Here is an 18,895-nt window from a genome sequence, read left to right as displayed (position 1 = left end):
CGAACCGCCCCGGGCCGGTCGGGCCGCCGTGTCGCCCGGTGCGGCTTTCGCGGGGCTGTGAAGGCGCCCAGGACCCCGGCGGCGCGGGGGCCGGGGTCCTGGGCGCGGCGGTGTCCGTCAGGCCAGCAGAGCCGGGATGGTGCCCTCGTGGGCCTCGCGCAGCTCCTCGAGGGTCAGCTCGAACTGCCCCTGGACCTCGATCGTGTCGCCGTCGACGACACCGATGCGGGTGGCGGGCAGGCCGCGGGCGTGGCACATGTCGGTGAAGCGCAGCTCCTCCGACCGCGGCACCGCGACGATCGCGCGGCCGGCGGACTCGGACAGCAGGAAGGTGAACGCGTCCAGGCCGTCGGGGACGATCAGGCGCGCGCCCTTGCCGCCGAGCAGGGCGGACTCCACCACGGCCTGGATCAGGCCGCCGTCGGACAGGTCGTGCGCGGAGTCGACCATGCCGTCGCGGGAGGCGGAGATGAGGATCTCGGCCAGCAGGCGTTCCCGCTCCAGGTCGACCTCGGGGGGCAGGCCGCCGAGGTGGCCGTGGATCACCTGGGACCAGGCCGAGCCGCCGAACTCCTCGCGGGTGTCGCCGAGGAGGTAGATCAGCTGGCCCTCCTCCTGGAAGGCCACCGGGGTGCGGCGGGCCACGTCGTCGATCACACCGAGCACGGCGACGACGGGCGTCGGGTGGATGGCGGCGTCGCCGGTCTGGTTGTACAGCGAGACGTTGCCGCCGGTCACCGGGGTGCCCAGCTGCCGGCAGCCGTCCGCCAGACCGCGCACGGCCTCGGCGAACTGCCACATCACCGCCGGGTCCTCGGGCGAGCCGAAGTTGAGGCAGTCGGAGACGGCCAGCGGCTTGGCGCCCGTGGTGGCGACGTTGCGGTAGGCCTCCGCCAGCGCCAGCTGCGCGCCCGTGTACGGGTCGAGCTTGGTGTAGCGCCCGTTGCCGTCCGTGGCGATCGCCACGCCGAGTCCGGTGGTCTCGTCGATGCGGATCATGCCGGAGTCCTCCGGCATGGCCAGCACGGTGTTGCCCTGCACGAAGTGGTCGTACTGCTGGGTGATCCACTTCTTGGAGGCCTGGTTCGGGGAGGCCACCAGTTTGAGGACCTGTTCCTTCAGCTCCTCGGGGCTCTGCGGCCGGGGCAGCTTGGCGGCGTCGTCGGCCTGGAGGGCGTCCTGCCAGTCGGGGCGGGCGTACGGGCGCTCGTAGACGGGGCCCTCGTGGGCGACGGTGCGCGGGTCCACGTCGACGATCTTCTCGCCGTGCCAGTAGATCTCCAGGCGGTCGCCGTCGGTGACCTCGCCGATGACGGTGGCGATGACGTCCCACTTCTCGCAGATCTGCAGGAAGCGCTCGACCTTGTCCGGCTCGACGACGGCGCACATGCGCTCCTGCGACTCGCTCATGAGGATCTCCTCGGGCGAGAGCGTGGAGTCGCGCAGCGGGACGTCGTCCAGGGTGATGCGCATGCCGCCGGAGCCGTTGGAGGCCAGCTCGCTGGTGGCGCAGGACAGGCCGGCCGCACCGAGGTCCTGGATGCCGACGACCAGCTTCTCGGCGAAGGCCTCCAGGGTGCACTCGATGAGCAGCTTCTCCTGGAAGGGGTCGCCGACCTGGACGGCGGGACGCTTGGACGGCTTGGCGTCGTCGAAGGTCTCGCTCGCCAGGATGGAGGCGCCGCCGATGCCGTCGCCGCCGGTGCGGGCGCCGTACAGGATGACCTTGTTGCCCGCGCCGGACGCCTTGGCGAGGTGGATGTCCTCGTGCCGCATCACACCGATGCAGCCGGCGTTGACCAGCGGGTTGCCCTGGTAGCAGGGGTCGAAGACGACCTCGCCGCCGATGTTGGGCAGGCCCAGGCAGTTGCCGTAGCCGCCGATGCCCGCGACCACGCCGGGCAGGACCCGCTTGGTGTCCGGGTGGTCCGCCGCGCCGAAGCGCAGGGGGTCCACCACGGCGACCGGGCGGGCGCCCATGGCGATGATGTCGCGGACGATGCCGCCGACGCCCGTGGCCGCGCCCTGGTAGGGCTCGACGTAGGACGGGTGGTTGTGCGACTCCACCTTGAAGGTGACGGCGTAGCCCTGGCCGACGTCCACGACACCGGCGTTCTCGCCGATGCCGACGAGCAGGGCGTCGCTCTCGGGGGCCTTCTCGCCGAACTGGCGGAGGTGGACCTTGGACGACTTGTACGAGCAGTGCTCGGACCACATCACGGAGTACATGGCGAGTTCGGCGCCGGTGGGGCGGCGGCCGAGGATCTCCACGATCCGCTCGTACTCGTCCTTCTTCAGGCCGAGCTCGGCCCAGGGCAGCTCGACGTCGGGGGTCGCGGCCGCGTGCTCGACCGTGTCCAGAGGCGTCCTGCTCATGCGGTGACCAGCTTCTTGAGGATGGAGGTGAAGAAGGGAAGACCGTCGGTGCGGCCGGTGCCGATCAGCGGCTCCACGGCGTGCTCCGGGTGCGGCATCAGGCCCACGACGTTGCCGGCCTCGTTGGTGATGCCGGCGATGTCGTTGAGCGAGCCGTTGGGGTTGCCGTCCAGGTAGCGGAAGGCGACCCGGCCCTCGGCCTCCAGCTTGTCGAGGGTGTAGCGGTCGGCCACGTAGCGGCCGTCCATGTTCTTCAGCGGGATGTGGATCTCCTGGCCGGCGGTGTAGTCGGCGGTCCAGGCGGTGTCCGCGTTCTCCACCCTCAGCTTCTGCTCGCGGCAGATGAAGTGGAGGTGGTCGTTGCCGAGCATGGCACCGGGCAGCAGATGGGCCTCGGTCAGGATCTGGAAGCCGTTGCAGATGCCGAGGACCGGCAGGCCGGCCCTGGCCTGCTCGATGAGGGGCTCCATCACGGGCGAGAAGCGGGCGATGGCGCCGGCGCGCAGATAGTCGCCGTAGGAGAAACCGCCGCACAGGACGACCGCGTCGACCTGCTTGAGGTCCTTGTCCTTGTGCCACAGGGCGACCGGTTCGGCGCCCGCGAGACGGATGGCGCGCTGGGTGTCCCGGTCGTCGAGGCTGCCGGGGAAAGTGACGACGCCGATGCGAGCGGTCACTTCACGGCCTCCGCGGTGTCACCGGACTCGACCTTCACGGTGAAGTCCTCGATCACGGTGTTGGCGAGGAAGGTTTCGGCGAGTTCGTGAATGCGTGCGAGCGCGGCCTCGTCGACCGGGCCGTCCACTTCGAGTTCGAACCGCTTTCCCTGACGTACGTCCGAGATGCCGTCGAAACCCAGTCGCGGCAGCGCACGCTGCACCGCCTGGCCCTGGGGGTCGAGGATCTCCGGCTTGAGCATGACGTCGACTACGACGCGTGCCACTGGCACTCCCGGTGTGTGGTGCTGAGCAGGTTCCTTCAGACTACCCAACCAGAATTTCTACGCGAGTAGAGTAGTAGAAACATACGTGATGCCGGTCACGTTCGCGTAGTGACCGGGCGTGTTTGTGAAAAGTTTTGGGAAAGTCCGGCGTTTCCCGCTGGACACAGGTTATTGCCCCGGGACACGCGGGCGGATTAAGCGGGGGCTTCACTTCGCATTGCCCGGCGCTGTACAAATGAATTGGCGAGAGCCGATACTTTTTCCGGCAACAGATGAACAGCCGACATCTCCGCAGGCTCCCAGGTCATGGCCGAGCACTGGCGCGCAGAGGTGTCGCACGAAGGGACCGATATTCGTGGCGCAGCGTGTCGTGGTCACTCTCTTTGACGACATCGACGGCTCGGAAGCGGCGGAGACGATCGCCTTCGGACTCGACGGCGCGTTCTACGAGATCGACCTGAATCGAGCCAATGCGAAGAAACTGCGTCAGGCGCTCGAGCCTTACGTGGAGGCCGGCCGCAAGCGCGCCCGCTCCGGCAAGGCGTACCGCCAGACGCAGGTCGCCCCCGACCCCGCGGCCGTCCGCGCCTGGGCCAAGGCCCACAAGATGGACGTGCCGGCGCGTGGGCGCATCCCCAAGAAGGTGTACGAGGCGTTCAGCGCGGCCCACTGAGGGCCGGTCGCGGTCCCGCGGGCTTCGGGTCGCCGGGAGCTGATGCGCTCGGGACTTCCGGGGTCGGCATCTCCGGTGGCTCCCGGTCCTTGGCTCCCCGGCTTCCGGGACGCCCGGCTTCCGGGATGCCTGGCTTCCGGGGTGCCCGACTCTCGGGTTCACCGACTTCCGGGGTTCTTGGCCGCCGGCGTCTCTGGCAGCCTCGGTCTCCCTGGTCTCCCTGGCCTGCCTGAGCGTTCCGTGGTCGCCTTGGCCGGCCGTTCCGGCCGACGGAGTCGGGGGGTCGGTCTCGGCCCCGGACGGGCGCCACGGTGTGCGCCTGCTGCGCCTGTCCGCACCCCGGCCGCGTGCGGCCGTCCGCCTCGATGCGCCGCCCCCGGTGGCGACCTCAAGGACCGTCAGCAGCCCCCGCCGGCAACCGACTTGCGCTACCCCCCTGTTGATCAGCTAATGTCTGAGGCACGCCGAGGGGCGAGGCCGAAAGGCCGAAACCCACGGAGTACCTGCGGGTGTAGTTCAGTAGTAGAACATCCCCCTTCCAGGGGGAAGGCGCAGTGTGCGATTCCTGTCACCCGCTCTGCACCGCGGTCCCGACCACTCCGGTGGATCAGGTAAGCTGGTGCCCGCACCGATCGGTGGGAGCCGGTCGGAGGCAATGCGGACGTAGCTCAGTTGGTAGAGCGCAACCTTGCCAAGGTTGAGGTCGCGAGTTCGAGCCTCGTCGTCCGCTCGGGAAGAAAGACCCCGGTCTTCGGATCGGGGTCTTTCTCATGTGTCTGCCTTTTCCCACCCGCGCGCCGATGGTGCACTTCTCCGCGGGTGGCACCTGCGTGCCCTGTTTCACAGGTGGCACGTGCGTGCCGTTCGCTATGTTCGTCTGCCCGCTGACCACCGGTGCGTCGGCCCGGCCCGGTTCGGCCCGGCACCCTGACATGTGTCATGTCGCGTGATGACATTGCGCACTGCCGCCGGATCCCCTGGGGCGGGACGCTGGGCCCATGGGATCAACGGAATGCACGGAACGCGAGCATGTGATCGAAGTCACCGATCTGCGCCGTGTGTACGGGGGCGGGTTCGAAGCTGTTCGAGGCATCTCGTTTCACGTGAAACGCGGCGAGATCTTCGCGCTGCTGGGCACCAACGGCGCGGGCAAGACGTCGACGGTGGAGCTGCTGGAAGGGCTGGCGCCCCCGGCCTCGGGCCGGGTACGCGTGCTGGGCCACGACCCGTACACCGAGCGGGACATGGTCCGGCCCCGCACCGGGGTGATGCTGCAGGAGGGCGGCTTCCCGGCCGAGCTGACCGTCACGGAGACCCTGCGGATGTGGGCGGGCTGTGTGAGCGGGGCAGGCCCGGTCGAGGAAGCGCTGGCGCTCGTCGGCCTGCAGGGCCGGGCCACGGTACGGGTCAAGCAGCTGTCCGGCGGGGAGCGGCGCCGGCTGGACCTGGCACTCGCGCTGCTCGGACGGCCCGACGTGCTGTTCCTGGACGAGCCCACGACCGGTCTGGACGTCGAAGGACGCCGCGACACCTGGGAGTTGGTGCGGTCGCTCCGGGACGCGGGAACGACCGTGCTGCTCACCACCCACTACCTGGAAGAGGCCGAGGCTCTCGCCGACCGCCTCGCGATCCTGCACGCGGGGCGCATCGCCGCCCTGGGCACCCCCCGGCCGAGGTGACGGCGGCGCAGCCCTCCCGCATCTCCTTCCGCCTGCCTGAGGGTTACGCCCTGGGAGACCTTCCCCCACTGCCGGAACTGGGGGTGTGCGGTCATGAGACGCGGGCCGACGAAATCCGGCTGCACACACGTCAGCTGCAGCGCACGGCCACCGAACTGCTGCTGTGGGCCCGGCGGGCCGGAGTGGAGCTGCGCGAGCTGGATGTCCGGTCGGCCTCCCTGGAGGAGGCGTTCCTCGGCATCGCCCGGGAGTCGTCCGCACCGGCGGCACCACACGATGCCTCGACGGTGGCACAGCGAGGCGCCTTTGCGGCGGCGCGGCGAGGACTCTTTGCGGCCGGTGGGCAGAACGGCGAGCAGGACAAGGAGCGCGCGGCATGAGCACCGTTCCGACCATGGCCACGGCCCGCTCGGGCCGCTCCCCCTTGACCACGACCGCGGCCGGGCGCATGGCCGCGCTCGCCCGGGCCGAGCTGACGCTGTTCCTGCGGAGCAGGGGCACGCTGGTGTCGGCCGTCTTCGTGCCGCTGGTCCTGCCGTTCAGCATCCGGTCGGCGGTCGGAAAGCTGGACCTGCGAGACGCCGGGCTCACCGTCGGACTGGTCGTGCTGCCGTCGGCGATCGGCGCCTCGCTGCTGTTCGCCGTGTACGCCACGCTGGTCGGTGTGTTCGTCGGCCGACGCGAGCAGCTCGTGCTGAAACGGCTGCGCACCGGTGAACCGCGCGATGCGGAGATCCTCGCGGGTGCCTCGATCCCGGCCGTCGTCACGGCCGTGGCGCAGTCGCTGATCCTGGTGGCCGCCTGCACAGTGCTGCTCCACCTGCCCGCCCCGCGTGCACCGCATCTCGCCGCGCTCGGACTGGCCCTGGGGCTGTCGCTGTGCGTGTCCCTGGCGGCGGTCACCGCGGCGTTCACCCGGACCACCGAGGGCGCCCAGGTCAGCTCGATCCCGCTCATCATGCTGTCGTTCGTGGGCTCGGGGATGAGCGTGCCGCTGGAGATGATGCCGGATACGCCGGCCCGTGTGCTCGGGCTGCTGCCGCTCAGCCCGGTGATCACGCTGGTGCGCGGTGGCTGGACCGGTGAACCGAGCGCGGCCGAGGTGGCACGCGCGGCACTGGTCGCGCTGGCCTGGACGGGGGTCGCGGTGTTTGCTGTACGGCGGTGGTTCCGGTGGGAGCCGCGGCGCTGAACGCGCGGAGGAACGGCCTGGGCCGGGCACGGCAGCCGGCTCAGCGGGCAGGGGGAGCAACGGTGCTGGGCAGGATACGGCAGTGGCAGCAGCACACCTGGCGGCAGCGCAGCAAAGCCGAACGCGTCGAGATGCACAGCGTGCTCGGCTGGTACACCTCGGTCTGGGTGTTCTCCCTGGTCTGGCTGGTGCTGCCCGTGGCCGGCGACCTGCGCCACCGGCCGCTGCCCGTCGTTCTGGTCGGGCTGCTGCTGGCCGCAAACATGCTGCAGTGCGCGGTCGCCAACGCGCTCACCCGGCCCGCGCTCGACCACTACCTGGGCCGGCGCACGCTGTCCGCCTCCGTCCTGAAAGCACCTCTCGCCCTGTTGGGCTTGGCCCTGGTGCTACTCCTGGTGTTGACCGCGATCGGCGGGATCGCCTCATGGATCGCACGGCTGGCGCTCGGTGGCGTACTGGTGCCGTTCGGCCAGACGTACGGGCTGGTGGTGCCGATACGGGTGTTCCTGCGCCGGTCCGCTGTGCTGGCCGTGCTGCTCATGGCGGGAGTGGCACTGGCGGGCGGAAGGGTCGCCGACATCGTCATGACCGGTCTCATGGTCGCCTTCTGCGCGGGCTTCTCGCTGCTGGCATCGCGCTGCAGTGCCTGGACCCTGTCCGTGCTGTGGGAGGCCGAACGGGCGCGCGACGTGGAGGCCCGGCTCGCCGTCGCCGAGGAGCGGTTGCGCTTCGGGCGGGACCTGCACGACGTGATGGGCCGCGATCTGGCGGTGATCGCGTTGAAGGCCGAGCTGGCGGTGCAGCTCGGGCGGCGCGGGCGGCCCGAGGCGGTGGAGCAGATGATCGAGGTGCAGCGGCTGGCGCAGGAGTCGCAGCGCGAGGTGCGGGCCGTGGTCCGCGGCTATCGGGGGGCCGACCTCGGCGCGGAACTCGCGGGCGCCCAGGGCGTCCTGACCGCCGCCGGGATCGACTGCACGATCAGCGGCTCGGCCGAGGGGCTGCCCGCACCGGTGCAGTCCGCGCTCGGCTGGGTGGTCCGCGAGGCGGCCACCAATGTGCTGCGGCACGGCGACGCCCGTCGGTGCGCGGTGACCGTGGACGTCACCGACGGCCGCGCGGTCCTGACCGTCGAGAACGACGGGTTGCCCGAGTCCTCGCCCGCCGGCCCGCCCGGCTCCGGTCTGGCCGGCTCCGGTCTGGCCGGGCTGCGCGAACGTCTGGCCGACCTGAACGGCACCCTGCGGGCCGGACCCGCCGACGGCGGCCGGTTCCGGCTGACCGCCGAGGTGCCGCTGCCCCCGAACAAGCCGCCGGCCCGCCCTGTCCCGAGCAAGACGACCCCTGTGAGCGAGGTCACCCGATGACGACGCCCCCCGCGCCCGTGCGGGTACTCCTGGCCGACGACGAACATCTGATCCGCGGTGCGCTCGTCGCGCTGCTGTCGCTGGAGGACGACCTGGTGGTGGTCGCGGAGGCGGCGAGCGGGCCGGAGGCGCTGGCCATGGCGCGGGCGCACCGGCCGGACGTCGCGGTGCTGGACCTGCAGATGCCGGGCGCGGACGGTGTGACAGTAGCCACATCGCTGCGGGCCGAGCTGCCCGACTGCGCGGTGCTGATCGTCACCGGCCATGGGCGGCCCGGTCACCTGAAACGTGCGCTCGCGGCCGGGGTGCGCGGGTTCGTCCCGAAGACCGTCAGCGCCCAGCGGCTGGCGGAGATCATCCGTACGGTGCACGCCGGACACCGGTATGTGGACTCGGAGTTGGCCGCGGACGCGATCTCCGCCGGGGACTCGCCGCTGACCCCGCGCGAGGCGGAGGTGCTGGAGCTGGCCGCCGACGGAGCGCCGGTCGCGGAGATCGCCGAGCGGGCCTCGCTGTCCCCGGGGACGGTGCGGAACTACCTGTCGTCGGCGGTGACCAAGCTGGGCGTGGAGAACCGGCATGCGGCCGTGCGTCTCGCACGCGAGCAAGGTTGGGTATAGTTGCTGTCGCGCAAGCGCGCAACGCGGACGTAGCTCAGTTGGTAGAGCGCAACCTTGCCAAGGTTGAGGTCGCGAGTTCGAGCCTCGTCGTCCGCTCCAGAAGCGAAGCCCCCGGCTGATCGGCCGGGGGCTTCGTCGTGCCCGGGTGACGGCCGGGGCCGTCACGACCAGCTGGTGCCGGTGAGCCGCTCGTAGGCCTCGATGTACTTGGCGCGGGTCGCCTCCACGACCTGCTCGGGCAGCGGCGGCGGGGGCTGTTCGCCGGTGCGGTCCCAGCCGGACTCGGGGGACGTCAGCCAGTCGCGGACGAACTGCTTGTCGTAGGAGGGCTGCGGGCGGCCCGGCTGCCAGGAGTCGGCCGGCCAGAACCGGGAGGAGTCCGGGGTGAGCACCTCGTCGGCCAGGACCAGCCGGTCCCCGTCGTAGCCGAACTCGAACTTGGTGTCGGCGAGAACGATGCCGCGTTCCCGGGCGATGTCCCGGGCCCGGCTGTAGACGGCGAGGGTGAGCTGGCGCAGCTGAGCCGCCGTCTCCGCGCCGACCTGCCGGGCCACCTCCTCGTAGGAGACGTTCTCGTCGTGGTCGCCGACCTCGGCCTTGGTGGCCGGGGTGAAGATCGGGGCGGGCAGCTCGGAGCCGTCGACGAGCCCCTCGGGCAGGGCGAGCCCGCAGACCGTGCGGGAGGCGTTGTACTCGGCGAGTCCGGATCCGGTGAGGTAGCCGCGGGCCACGCACTCCACGGGGACCATGCGCAGCGAGGTGCACACCAGGGTGCGGCCGGCCCAGTCGGCGGGAGCATGCTCGGGCGGCTCGGTGCTGATCACATGGTTGGGGACGAGGTCGGCCAGGCGGTCGAACCACCACAGGGACAGCTGGGTGAGGATGCGTCCCTTGTCGGGGATCTCGGTGGGCAGCACCCAGTCGTAGGCGGAGATGCGGTCGCTGGCGACCATGACGAGGTCTCCCGCCTCGTTCCGGTACAGATCGCGCACCTTGCCGGTGTGCAGATGCACCAGACCCGGGACCTGGATCGGTTCGGGTTTTTCGACGAATCCGGACACGGTTCCTCCCCGTGGTTCTGTCCAATGGTTCGATTCTCCCGTATCGGACCAAGACGGCGGACAGCGGGTGGCCGCGGGAACGGAGAAAGGCCGCGCCGGGGTCACTCCCGTTTGCAGATGCGGTCCAGGAGGTTGGCGGTGGCCCGCTGGATGCGGGGGTCGGCGTGGCCCGGCCGGTCCAGCGCCGGGGACCAGGCGAACGTCCCGGAGGCGAAGACCAGGGCGCCGGACGGCGCCCGGTACAGGGAGGTGTCCTGGTGGCGCAGCACCCCGGCCTCGTCGATGTACGGGGAGTGGGCGAGCAGGATGCGGTCCTGGTGGTCGGGGAGCGGGGCGCGCGGGAAGTAGCGGTCGGCCTCGCCGGCCACCAGGCCCTCGATGCTGTCGCCCTCCCCGGCGCCGGTCCCCTCCCACAGCCAGTGGCCGGCGTTGCGGACGATCAGCGGGTGCGGGTCGGGCACCCGGCCCGCGTACTGGATGCCGAGCACCTCCTGCTCGGGGCGGTCGATCTCCCGCCACAGCACCGGTTTCCCGGGCCCCTTGCGTTTGCGGCAGGTCAGCAGCCGGTGGGGCGCGCCGGTCGGGGAAGGGCCCAGCTCCACCTGCCAGTACATGGTGTTCGCGGACAGGAACACCAAGGAGGTGCCCTGGTCGCGGGCCAGCTCGACGGTGCGGCGCATGGGCACCGACCAGTACTCGTCGTGACCGGGGAAGATCAGGCCCCGGTAGCGGGTGGGGTCGATGCGGCCGGCGTGCAGATCGCGGGCGTCGGCACAGGCGAGGTCGTAGCCGTAGCGCTCGGCCCAGCGGATGACGTCGTAGGCGTGGCCGATGTGCAGCGGCAGACCGGAGCCCGCGTAGGGGCGGTCGAAGGAGACCGTGGTCGCGGCGTCCGCCTCGCCGAGCAGGCGGCCGTCCTCGTCCCAGGCGTGGTAGAGGCTGGCGCCGGTGCGGCCGTCCTCCGGGAAGAGGTTGTAGGCCTGCCAGGTGACGTCCGGCAGCACCAGCAGCAGGTCCGCCGGTGCGGTGGCGCGGACGGTGAACGGGATGTGGGAGCGATGGCCGTCGACGGTGGTCAGGACGGCCACATAGGCGCCGGAGCTCCAGTACGAGGGAATCGGCAGCCGCCAGGACAGCCACCAGTGGTGGCAGGAGACGGTGCGGTCGGCGGCCAGCGGCGGCAGCTGGGACATGCCGGACAGCCGCGGACTGGAGGTGATCTTGGTGGCGCCGTCGCCGTTGTAATGGCCGATGTGGTAGACGTCCACGCTGAACTGCTGCGGCGGGTTCACAGTGACGTGGAAGTCGATCGCCTCGCCGGGGGCGACGGAGCCGGTGGAGGCGTAGCCCTTGATCTGGCAGTGCACGTCGTCGGCGGAGCGGGGCCAGGGCCCGTCGTCGGAGGAACGCGGGGCCGGGATGCGAGGTGCCGTCGCGGTCGCGGTCGCCCGGGGGGACGTGGCGCCGGCCGACGGAGGTGTGTCGACGTACCAGGGCACCATGCGCCCGGTGTCGTCGAAGTACAGCTCGCTGCCGCGCAGCCAGGGCAGCGGTCCCTGACCGAAGGGGTCCGTCACGGCACGTGCGAGGGCGCCTGACTCCCAGCGCCGGACGCGCTCCGATCCCATGGCCGTTCCCCTCCCTGGTCCCCCACGGCCGATGTGGCGTCTGTCGTGTGCCCTTGCCATATGCGCGGCCGGTCCCAGCACATCACACAATGCGCGTATGCGGTCACCTGTCGTTGCGATTTGACCGAAAGTGGAAGCGCTGCGTCCGACCGGCCCGTCGGCGGTGGGGCTCAGGCCCAGGTCAGACCAGTCGCACCGGCTTTTCCGGACGTATGCCCGAGTCGAGCAGCCAGGTCCGCAGCGGCGCCGGGTCGCCGTCCTCGACCAGGGCGCGGACCCGGGGGGCGAGGTCCGTGGCCCTCTCCCCGTTGACGATCAGGGTGGGGCCGTCGAGCCAGTCGAGGGCGGGAGCGGCTCCTACGGTGTCCATCGCGGCGCAGCACACCATGGCGGTGACGTGCTCGGCCAACAGGTCCCGACCGGTGCGCGGCGGCTGGAGCGGCAGCAGCGGCAGTGCGCCCCCGTCCCAGCTCGACGCTCCCAGAGGCCGGCCGACGGAGGAAGCGGACGGGGTCCGGGAGGTCGGCGCGATCGCCTCCTCGCGGGCCAGCTCGGCGCTCAGGCCGGCCGCGAGGGCCGCGCACCGCTCGTTGCCGCATCCGGCGAGGTCGTCCTCGTCATCGAGGTCCCGCCGGGCCGCCGGAGATGTCTCCGCCGGACGTATCTCCGTCGGAGGTGTCTCCGGCGCGCTCCGCTCCGGGGAGAAGGGCGCGCCACGACACGGCTCGTCCTCGAGGTGCTCCCGGCCCTGCCCCGCGGGGGTGCGCTCCGGCCGGCCGGTGGCCTGGCCGTCCGCCGCTGCGGGGGCCGTGGGTGCCGGGGCCGTGGCCGGTATGCCCGGGGCGGGAGCGGTGGTGCGGGGCTCGGTCCCCTCGGACGCCGGGGCGGAGGCCCGGTCGGCGACCGGCACGTCGGGGAGCGGCGCGTCAGAGAGCGGTCCGTGGGTGAGCGGTTCGTCGGCGACCGGCGCGTCGGAGAGCGGTACACGCGAGAACGGTTCGTCGGCGACCGGCGTATCGGAAAGCGGTACGTCGGAGGCCGGTGCGGCGGGGGCGGGCGGGGTCGCGGACGGCGGCGGTGCGGACGGCGGCGAGGGCAGCGGCGGGACGGGATCGGACAGATGGTCCAGTACGCGGGCCAGGGTCGGGCCGTACGCGTCACCGGTTGCGGACCCGGACCCGGAGTCCAGGACGCCGAGGGTGTCCAGGACACGGTGGAGGCGGGCCGCGTCGGTGCGCCACTTGCGGTCGACGACCTCCTGCGCGTACTCCTGCCAGTCCACCGGCGACCAGTGCGGCCCCTGCTCGGCCGGGCCACCGTTGAACAGCCGCGCGGCCAGCAGCGAGGCGGCCTCGTCCACCGCGCCCGGTTCCTCCAGCAGATCGCAGGCGGGCCGCTCGCCGAGCCGGGAGGCGAAGCCCTCGGCCAGCCGGTCGCGGCGGGAGAGTTCGGTGAGGGCCGCCACGACGCCCGCGTCCAGCCGGGAGGGCCAGCGCCCCATGCGCCAGGCGGGCAGCGCCACCCGGGTCAGCAGCCGGTCCCAGCCGGCGTAGGCCAGGCCCACCTGCTCCTGGGCGACGATCCGCAGCCCGTAGTCCACAGCCTGTGCACGCTCGGCCGCGGCGGCCGCCACCGCCCGCTCCATCGCGGCCGCCGGCCCGCTGCAGGCCCGCAGCAGCAGCCGGGCCACCCAGGCCACCACCGCACACACCGGGCCGAGCGGGAAACGGCGACCGGGAGCGGCGACGGCCGCCGCCGCGTCCAGCCCCCGCACGAACCGGCGGGCCGCAGATATGTCCGGGTGCGCCGAAGGGCCCGTGCCGGCCACCACCGGGGCGAGGACGGCACGCAGTTCGCCGACGCGCATCCACCACAGGAACGGGGAGCCTATGACGAGGACGGGCGCGGCCGGCTCCCGCCGGGAGCGGGACCACGACCGGCCGCGTCGGCCGCCCGGCGCCTCCCGCCGCCCGCTGGGCCCCGGCCCGTCCGGCGGCCCGTGGGCCGGATGGGTGCGGTCCTCCAGCCAGCTGTCGCAGTCCGGGGTGAGCGCTATGGCGGACGGGGTCGGCACATCGAGGCGCTCGGCGAGGTCGCGCACCAGGCGGTACAGGTCCGGCGCGGACTCCTCGGGGATCGGCACCGTCGGGGTCACGGCCGGGCGGGCCCGGGCGACCACCAGTCCGACGCCCGCTGCGGCCAGCAGGACGACGAGCGCGACGACGCCCACCACCCAGCGGGCGAGGTCCCAGTGCGGCCCGAGGAGATGGCCGGCGGGACGCCCGGCGAGGAGGATCACGGCACAGGCGGCGGGCAGCAGCGCGACGGCCACCGCCCGGCTGCGCACATGCAGCACGGCCAGGGCGCGGGAGCGCGCGGCCTGCAGCCCTGCTTCCACCCCGATCCCGGTCACGGCCGGACGTCACCCCCTCCCGACGGTCCTGACGGCCCTGTGGTGCTCACTCCCCCACTGTGACACCCACCACCGACATCGCAATGTCAGTGGGCCAAGTGCCGGAACGCCTGCGCCGCACCCTAGTTGGGGCCTCCGCCCCCCGTCAGGCGTATGCGCTTTCGGTCACTCGATGGAATGGCTTTGGGCAAAGGTGAGCGACAGACGGCGAGGGTCAGGCCTGGGCTCGGCGGGGGCAGTGCGTGACGGACGAGTCCGAGGGATGGGAGATGGGAGGGGAGGGGAGGGGGAAGCCGCTGCCGAGTCCCGGGCCGGGAGAGGGGCTGGGATGAGATGGTCCGGGCGCCAGGGGGCGGGAGAGGGGCTGCCTCGAGGCGGCCCGAGCGGCAGCGAGGGAGGCGCCCGTGGGCTGTCAGGTGCCCATCGAGCCGCCGGTGGTCGTCACGTCAGCTGGTCGTCCAGGCGCCGGTGGCCACCGGACGTCGGTGGCCACCGGACCTCCGTGGCCGTCAGGCGCCTGCCGCCGCCTTGGCGGCGATGTCCGTGCGGTGGTGAGAGCCGTCCAGGTGGATGCGGCCGACGGCGGTGTAGGCGCGGTCACGCGCCTCGGCCAGGTCCTTGCCCGTCGCGGTGACCGACAGGACGCGGCCGCCCGCGCTCAGCACGCTGTCGCCCTCGCGCCGGGTACCGGCGTGCAGCACATAGGCGTGCGGGGCGTCCTGGGCGGCGACCTCGTCCAGGCCGGTGATCGGGTCGCCGGTGCGGGGGGTGCCCGGGTAGTTGTGGGAGGCGACGACCACGGTGACGGCGGCCTCGTCGCTCCAGCGCAGGGGCTCCAGATCGGCGAGATGGCCCGTGGCGGCAGCCATGAGGACACCGGCCAGCGGCGTCTGCAGCCGGGCCAGGACCACCTGCGTCTCGGGGTCGCCGAAGCGGGCGTTGAACTCGATCACGCGGACGCCGCGGCTGGTGATCGCGAGACCGGCGTAGAGCAGCCCGACGAACGGGGTGCCGCGGCGGCGCATCTCGTCGACCGTCGGCTGGAGCACGGTCCGTACGACCTCGTCCACCAGCGCGGGGTCGGCCCAGGGCAGCGGGGAGTAGGCGCCCATGCCACCGGTGTTGGGGCCCGCGTCGCCGTCGAAGGCACGCTTGAAGTCCTGGGCGGGCTGGAGCGGCAGCACCGTCTCGCCGTCGGTCACGGCGAACAGCGACACCTCGGGGCCGTCGAGGTACTCCTCGATCACCACTCGCTCGCAGCGCGCCGCGTGGGCCTTCGCCGCCTCGATGTCGTCGGTGACGACGACGCCCTTGCCGGCGGCGAGGCCGTCGTCCTTGACGACATAGGGCGCGCCGAAGGCGGCGAGGGCGGAGTCGGCCTCCTCGGCGTTCGTGCAGACGTACGACCGGGCGGTGGGCACGTCCGCGTGCGCCATCACGTCCTTCGCGAAGGCCTTCGAACCCTCGATCCGGGCGGCCTCCTTGGACGGCCCGAACACCGGGATGCCCGCCTCGCGCAGCACATCGGCGACCCCGGCGACCAGCGGGGCCTCCGGGCCGACGACCACGAGGTCGGCTTCGAGCCGCGTGGCCAGCGCGGAGACGGCCGCGCCGTCGAGGATGTCGACCTGGTGCAGCTCGGCGATCTCCGCGATGCCGGCGTTTCCGGGCGCGCAGTGCAGCGCGGTGACGGCGGGGTCGAGGGACAGGGAACGGCACAGGGCGTGCTCGCGGGCACCGCTACCGATGACGAGGACCTTCACGGGGCCAGCCTAACGGCAGCTAGACCGGCGCTTTGTACGGGCCGCCGAAGGAGCGGGGCGCACGGTCTTTGTGTGTTCCTCCGAACGCCGCGAGAGCGACCTGCGCTGTGGCCGCGGCTGTGGGGGTCGCGGCGCGGTGCAGCGACTGCGGCTGGGAGTGGTGCCTATGAGGCTGGGGCTGGGGCTGGGGCCGGGGGCTGCCGCTGAGGCCGGTGCCCATGGCTTGGCCCATGGCTGCGGCGGTGGATCCGGCTGCGGGCAACCCGCCGGTCCGGCCGCGGGCAGCCCGCCGTGGCGCCGGGCGGGGTGGCCCTGCGGCCGCTACTCCGTCGTGTACTCGTCGACCACGGTCGCGCCCAGCTCCCTCACGATGAGTTCCTGGCCGGACAGGGCCGACTCGTCGAGGTCGGGATCGTCGTCCTCCGGGATGTCGTCCTCGGGCGCGACGGGAGGCGGCGGCTCGGGTGCTGCGGGACGCGCGGCCGGGGCCTCGGCGGGGCTGCTCGCGGCGGCCGACGGGGCCGGAGGCTGGGGCGGGGCGGCCGGAGCGGCGGGGGCCGGCTGGGCGGGTGCACCACCGCCGTAACCACCGCTGCCGCTGAAGCCGCCGCCTCCCGCAGAGGAGCCGGTGGCCGGTCGGGGGCCGGGCCCGCCGCCCGTCGCCTGGGGCGCGGAGCCACCGCCGGCCGGGGTGACGATCGCTTCGATCTTCCACTGGACGTGGAACCGCTCGGCCAGCGCCTGGCGCAGCACGTCCTCGCTGCCGTTGTTGACGAAACTGTCGCGGGGACCGGGTCCCGGGAAGCCGAGCTGGAGGGTCGTGCCGTCGAAGCCCGCGACGTGCGCGTACTGGTCGAGCATGATCCAGGTGACCTTGCGGCGCTGCTTGACCTCCTCGAGGATGTCCGGCCACAGCTGCCGCGGGTCGAGCCCGCCGGTCACCGGGGCGGGGCCGGGGTTCGTCGCCGGGGGCCCGGACGGGGCCGGCGGCTGGGGCGAGGCGGCCGGAGCACCGAGGCCGGCGCCGGGCGCGGTGGCGGTCGGCCAGCCGCCGGGGCGCCGCCCGCTGCCCGGGGACGCAGGCGTGGGCCACGCACCGGGAGCGGCGGGCGCGGTGGCGGGCGGGGCGGCGGAACCGGCATCGGCGGGAGCGGTGGGTCCTGCCGTCGGGGCCGGACGCGGAGGCGTCTGCTGCTGGTCGCCCCCTGCCGGGGCGACAGCGGGCCCCGCGGCGGGAGCCGGAGCAGGAGCGGCAGGAGCGGCGGCCGGAGTGCCGGCGGCGGGGGCGCTCGGGGCCGCCGTCCCCGGGGCGGGCTGCGTTCCGGTGCCGGCCGAGGTGCGCACCGCGGCCCGGGCGGCGGCCGCGCCACCGGGGGGCATCGGTGCGCCGGCGGCGCTCGCACCGTGCGCGTCGGGTCCGGGCACGTATCCCATGGCGGGCGCGCCCACGAAGGCGCCCGCGCCTCGCTCCAGCCGGTCCAGGCGGGCCATGACGGAGCGCTCGTCGCCGTAGGCGGCGGGCAGCAGCACGCGGGCGCAGATCAGCTCCAGCTGGAGGCGGGGCGAGGTGGCGCCGCGCATCTCGGTCAGCCCCTCGTTGACGAGGTCGGCGGCGCGGCTCAGCTCGGCGGCCCCGAAGGAACTCGCCTGGGCCTGCATGCGCTCCACGACGTCGGCGGGGGCGTCGATGAGCCCCTTCTCGGCGGCGTCGGGCACGGCGGCCAGGATCAGCAGGTCGCGCAGCCGCTCCAGCAGGTGGGCCACGAAGCGCCGGGGGTCGTTGCCGCTCTCGATGACCCGGTCGACGACCTCGAAGGCCCCGGCGCCGTCCCCGGCGGCGAAGGCCTCGACGATGGAGTCGAGCAGGGAACCGTCGGTGTATCCGAGGAGCGAGGTGGCCATGGCATAGGTCACACCCTCCTCCCCGGCACCGGCGAGGAGCTGGTCCATGACGGACATGGAGTCACGCACGGAGCCGCCGCCGGCCCGCACGACCAGCGGAAGAACGCCCTCCTCGACCGGGATGTTCTCCTTGCGGCACACCTCGGCGAGGTAGTCGCGCAGGGTGCCGGGCGGAACCAGCCGGAAGGGATAGTGGTGGGTCCGCGACCGGATGGTGCCGATCACCTTCTCCGGCTCGGTGGTCGCGAAGATGAACTTCAGGTGCTCCGGAGGCTCCTCGACGACCTTGAGCAGCGCGTTGAAGCCGGCCGACGTGACCATGTGGGCCTCGTCGATGATGTAGATCTTGTAGCGGCTGCGCGCCGGGCCGAAGAACGCCTTCTCGCGCAGATCACGGGCGTCGTCCACGCCACCGTGCGAGGCCGCGTCGATCTCGATGACGTCGATGGAGCCGGGCCCGTTGCGCGCGAGGTCACGGCAGGACTCGCACTCTCCGCAGGGTGTCGGGGTGGGGCCCTTCTCGCAGTTCAGGCAGCGGGCCAGGATGCGTGCGCTGGTCGTCTTGCCGCAGCCACGCGGACCGCTGAACAGGTACGCGTGATTGACCCGGTTGTTGCGCAGCGCCTGCTGCAACGGGTCGGTGACATGCTCCTGCCCGATGACCTCGGCGAAGGACTCCGGGCGGTAGCGGCGGTACAGCGCGAGAGACGACACGCTTACGAGGTTATAGGCGACCACCGACAACGGTCCCGGCCCGCACGGACGTCCCCGGCGGCCCTCCCACAACACAAGGGCCCCTCACGCACCCGCCAGAGCCGACCTACCCTTGCTGCCTTCCGGCCCTGGGGGAGTTCAGTCAGATAGCGCCGCGTGAGGGGCTGCCCGCAAGACTACCCGATGCCCGGGGTCGGGAACGAGTTCGCGAGCACGGCCCCGCGTCATGTAATGTTTCCGGCGGAGGATTCGCCTAGAGGCCTAGGGCGCACGCTTGGAAAGCGTGTTGGGGGCAACCCCTCACGAGTTCGAATCTCGTATCCTCCGCCGCAAGGGGCCCGGTCCACGGAAACGTGGACCGGGCCCCTCGTCTGTTGTCCGCGGCGTCCTTCGTCCGCGCGCGGCGTCTGTCGCCCGCGACAGCGGACGCGCCCAACAGATGCTGAAGGCGACGCCAGACGCCGACCAGAGCGGACAACAGACGTGGAAGGCCGACCGCTGCTGTCGCGGTCGGCCTTCCGTGTCCTGTGCTGGTGGGTCGTGCGGCAATTCCGTGGTGCGGTGGCG

At 72.6% G+C, this 18,895-nt stretch carries 12 protein-coding genes, 4 tRNA genes, 1 other RNA gene and 1 pseudogene; 9 read left to right on the top strand and 9 right to left on the bottom strand.

Annotated features, from left to right (window positions below):
- Window positions 1–117: 117 nt before the first annotated feature.
- From purL to purS, 3 genes are read right to left on the bottom strand one after another with little or no spacing between them, the layout of a single operon-like run.
- Complete coding sequence (purL, locus tag OG899_RS14210; protein WP_125499835.1) at window positions 118–2,376, bottom strand: phosphoribosylformylglycinamidine synthase subunit PurL; 2,259 nt, start codon at window positions 2,374–2,376, stop codon at window positions 118–120.
- Window positions 2,373–3,053, bottom strand: a complete 681-nt coding sequence (gene purQ / locus OG899_RS14205) for a phosphoribosylformylglycinamidine synthase subunit PurQ (protein WP_125499834.1) — start codon at window positions 3,051–3,053, stop codon at window positions 2,373–2,375. Before purQ ends, purL begins: the two co-directional genes overlap by 4 nt.
- Window positions 3,050–3,319, bottom strand: a complete 270-nt coding sequence (purS, locus tag OG899_RS14200; protein WP_125499833.1) for a phosphoribosylformylglycinamidine synthase subunit PurS — start codon at window positions 3,317–3,319, stop codon at window positions 3,050–3,052. Before purS ends, purQ begins: the two co-directional genes overlap by 4 nt.
- Before the next feature lie 355 nt (window positions 3,320–3,674).
- Between purS and OG899_RS14195 the strand changes: the two genes are divergently transcribed.
- The 8 genes and pseudogenes from OG899_RS14195 (at window position 3,675) to OG899_RS14160 (ending at window position 8,946) form a co-directional block, all read left to right on the top strand.
- Window positions 3,675–3,992 (top strand): Lsr2 family protein, encoded by a 318-nt coding sequence (locus tag OG899_RS14195; protein WP_125499832.1) that lies wholly within the window; start codon window positions 3,675–3,677, stop codon window positions 3,990–3,992.
- Between the two features lie 505 nt (window positions 3,993–4,497).
- Window positions 4,498–4,569, top strand: a tRNA-Gly gene (locus OG899_RS14190).
- 80 nt (window positions 4,570–4,649) lie between these two features.
- Window positions 4,650–4,722: transfer RNA gene (locus OG899_RS14185), tRNA-Gly, on the top strand.
- Window positions 4,723–4,990: 268 nt separating this feature from the next.
- A pseudogene (locus OG899_RS14180) lies at window positions 4,991–6,051 on the top strand (ABC transporter ATP-binding protein).
- Complete coding sequence (locus OG899_RS14175) at window positions 6,048–6,863, top strand: ABC transporter permease (RefSeq protein ID WP_125499830.1); 816 nt, start codon at window positions 6,048–6,050, stop codon at window positions 6,861–6,863. The pseudogene OG899_RS14180 and the gene OG899_RS14175 overlap by 4 nt, the downstream one beginning before the upstream one ends.
- Before the next feature lie 62 nt (window positions 6,864–6,925).
- On the top strand, window positions 6,926–8,227 hold the full coding sequence (locus OG899_RS14170; protein ID WP_229814388.1) for a sensor histidine kinase: 1,302 nt from the start codon (window positions 6,926–6,928) through the stop codon (window positions 8,225–8,227).
- Window positions 8,224–8,847, top strand: a complete 624-nt coding sequence (locus OG899_RS14165) for a response regulator transcription factor (protein ID WP_125499829.1) — start codon at window positions 8,224–8,226, stop codon at window positions 8,845–8,847. Before OG899_RS14170 ends, OG899_RS14165 begins: the two co-directional genes overlap by 4 nt.
- Window positions 8,848–8,870: 23 nt before the next feature.
- Window positions 8,871–8,946: transfer RNA gene (locus tag OG899_RS14160), tRNA-Gly, on the top strand.
- Between the two features lie 62 nt (window positions 8,947–9,008).
- Here OG899_RS14160 and OG899_RS14155 read toward each other — a convergent pair.
- The 6 genes from OG899_RS14155 to ffs all read right to left on the bottom strand — a co-directional run bounded on the left by OG899_RS14155 (window position 9,009) and on the right by ffs (window position 18,497).
- Window positions 9,009–9,908: a phosphoribosylaminoimidazolesuccinocarboxamide synthase gene (locus OG899_RS14155; RefSeq protein ID WP_125499828.1), complete on the bottom strand. Its 900-nt coding sequence runs from the start codon at window positions 9,906–9,908 to the stop codon at window positions 9,009–9,011.
- A 101-nt stretch (window positions 9,909–10,009) separates the two neighbouring features.
- The gene (locus tag OG899_RS14150) at window positions 10,010–11,536 is read right to left on the bottom strand and encodes a N,N-dimethylformamidase beta subunit family domain-containing protein (RefSeq protein WP_189428439.1); all 1,527 of its coding nucleotides are present in this window, start codon (window positions 11,534–11,536) and stop codon (window positions 10,010–10,012) included.
- A 181-nt stretch (window positions 11,537–11,717) separates the two neighbouring features.
- On the bottom strand, window positions 11,718–13,949 hold the full coding sequence (locus OG899_RS14145) for a hypothetical protein (protein ID WP_189428438.1): 2,232 nt from the start codon (window positions 13,947–13,949) through the stop codon (window positions 11,718–11,720).
- 509 nt (window positions 13,950–14,458) lie between these two features.
- Entirely contained in the window at window positions 14,459–15,712 is a 1,254-nt protein-coding gene (purD, locus tag OG899_RS14140; RefSeq protein ID WP_406311049.1) for a phosphoribosylamine--glycine ligase, read from the bottom strand.
- Window positions 15,713–16,033: 321 nt separating this feature from the next.
- Window positions 16,034–18,328 (bottom strand): DNA polymerase III subunit gamma and tau, encoded by a 2,295-nt coding sequence (locus OG899_RS14135; RefSeq protein ID WP_406311048.1) that lies wholly within the window; start codon window positions 18,326–18,328, stop codon window positions 16,034–16,036.
- Between the two features lie 72 nt (window positions 18,329–18,400).
- An RNA gene (gene ffs / locus OG899_RS14130) (signal recognition particle sRNA small type) lies at window positions 18,401–18,497 on the bottom strand.
- Window positions 18,498–18,570: 73 nt separating this feature from the next.
- Between ffs and OG899_RS14125 the strand changes: the two genes are divergently transcribed.
- Window positions 18,571–18,655 (top strand) — tRNA-Ser (locus OG899_RS14125).
- Window positions 18,656–18,895: the final 240 nt, after the last annotated feature.

It is taken from the genome of Streptomyces thermoviolaceus (assembly GCF_045209695.1).
Classification (GTDB): Bacteria; Actinomycetota; Actinomycetes; order Streptomycetales; family Streptomycetaceae; genus Streptomyces; species Streptomyces thermoviolaceus.
This window is presented reverse-complemented; position numbering and strand designations above follow the sequence as displayed.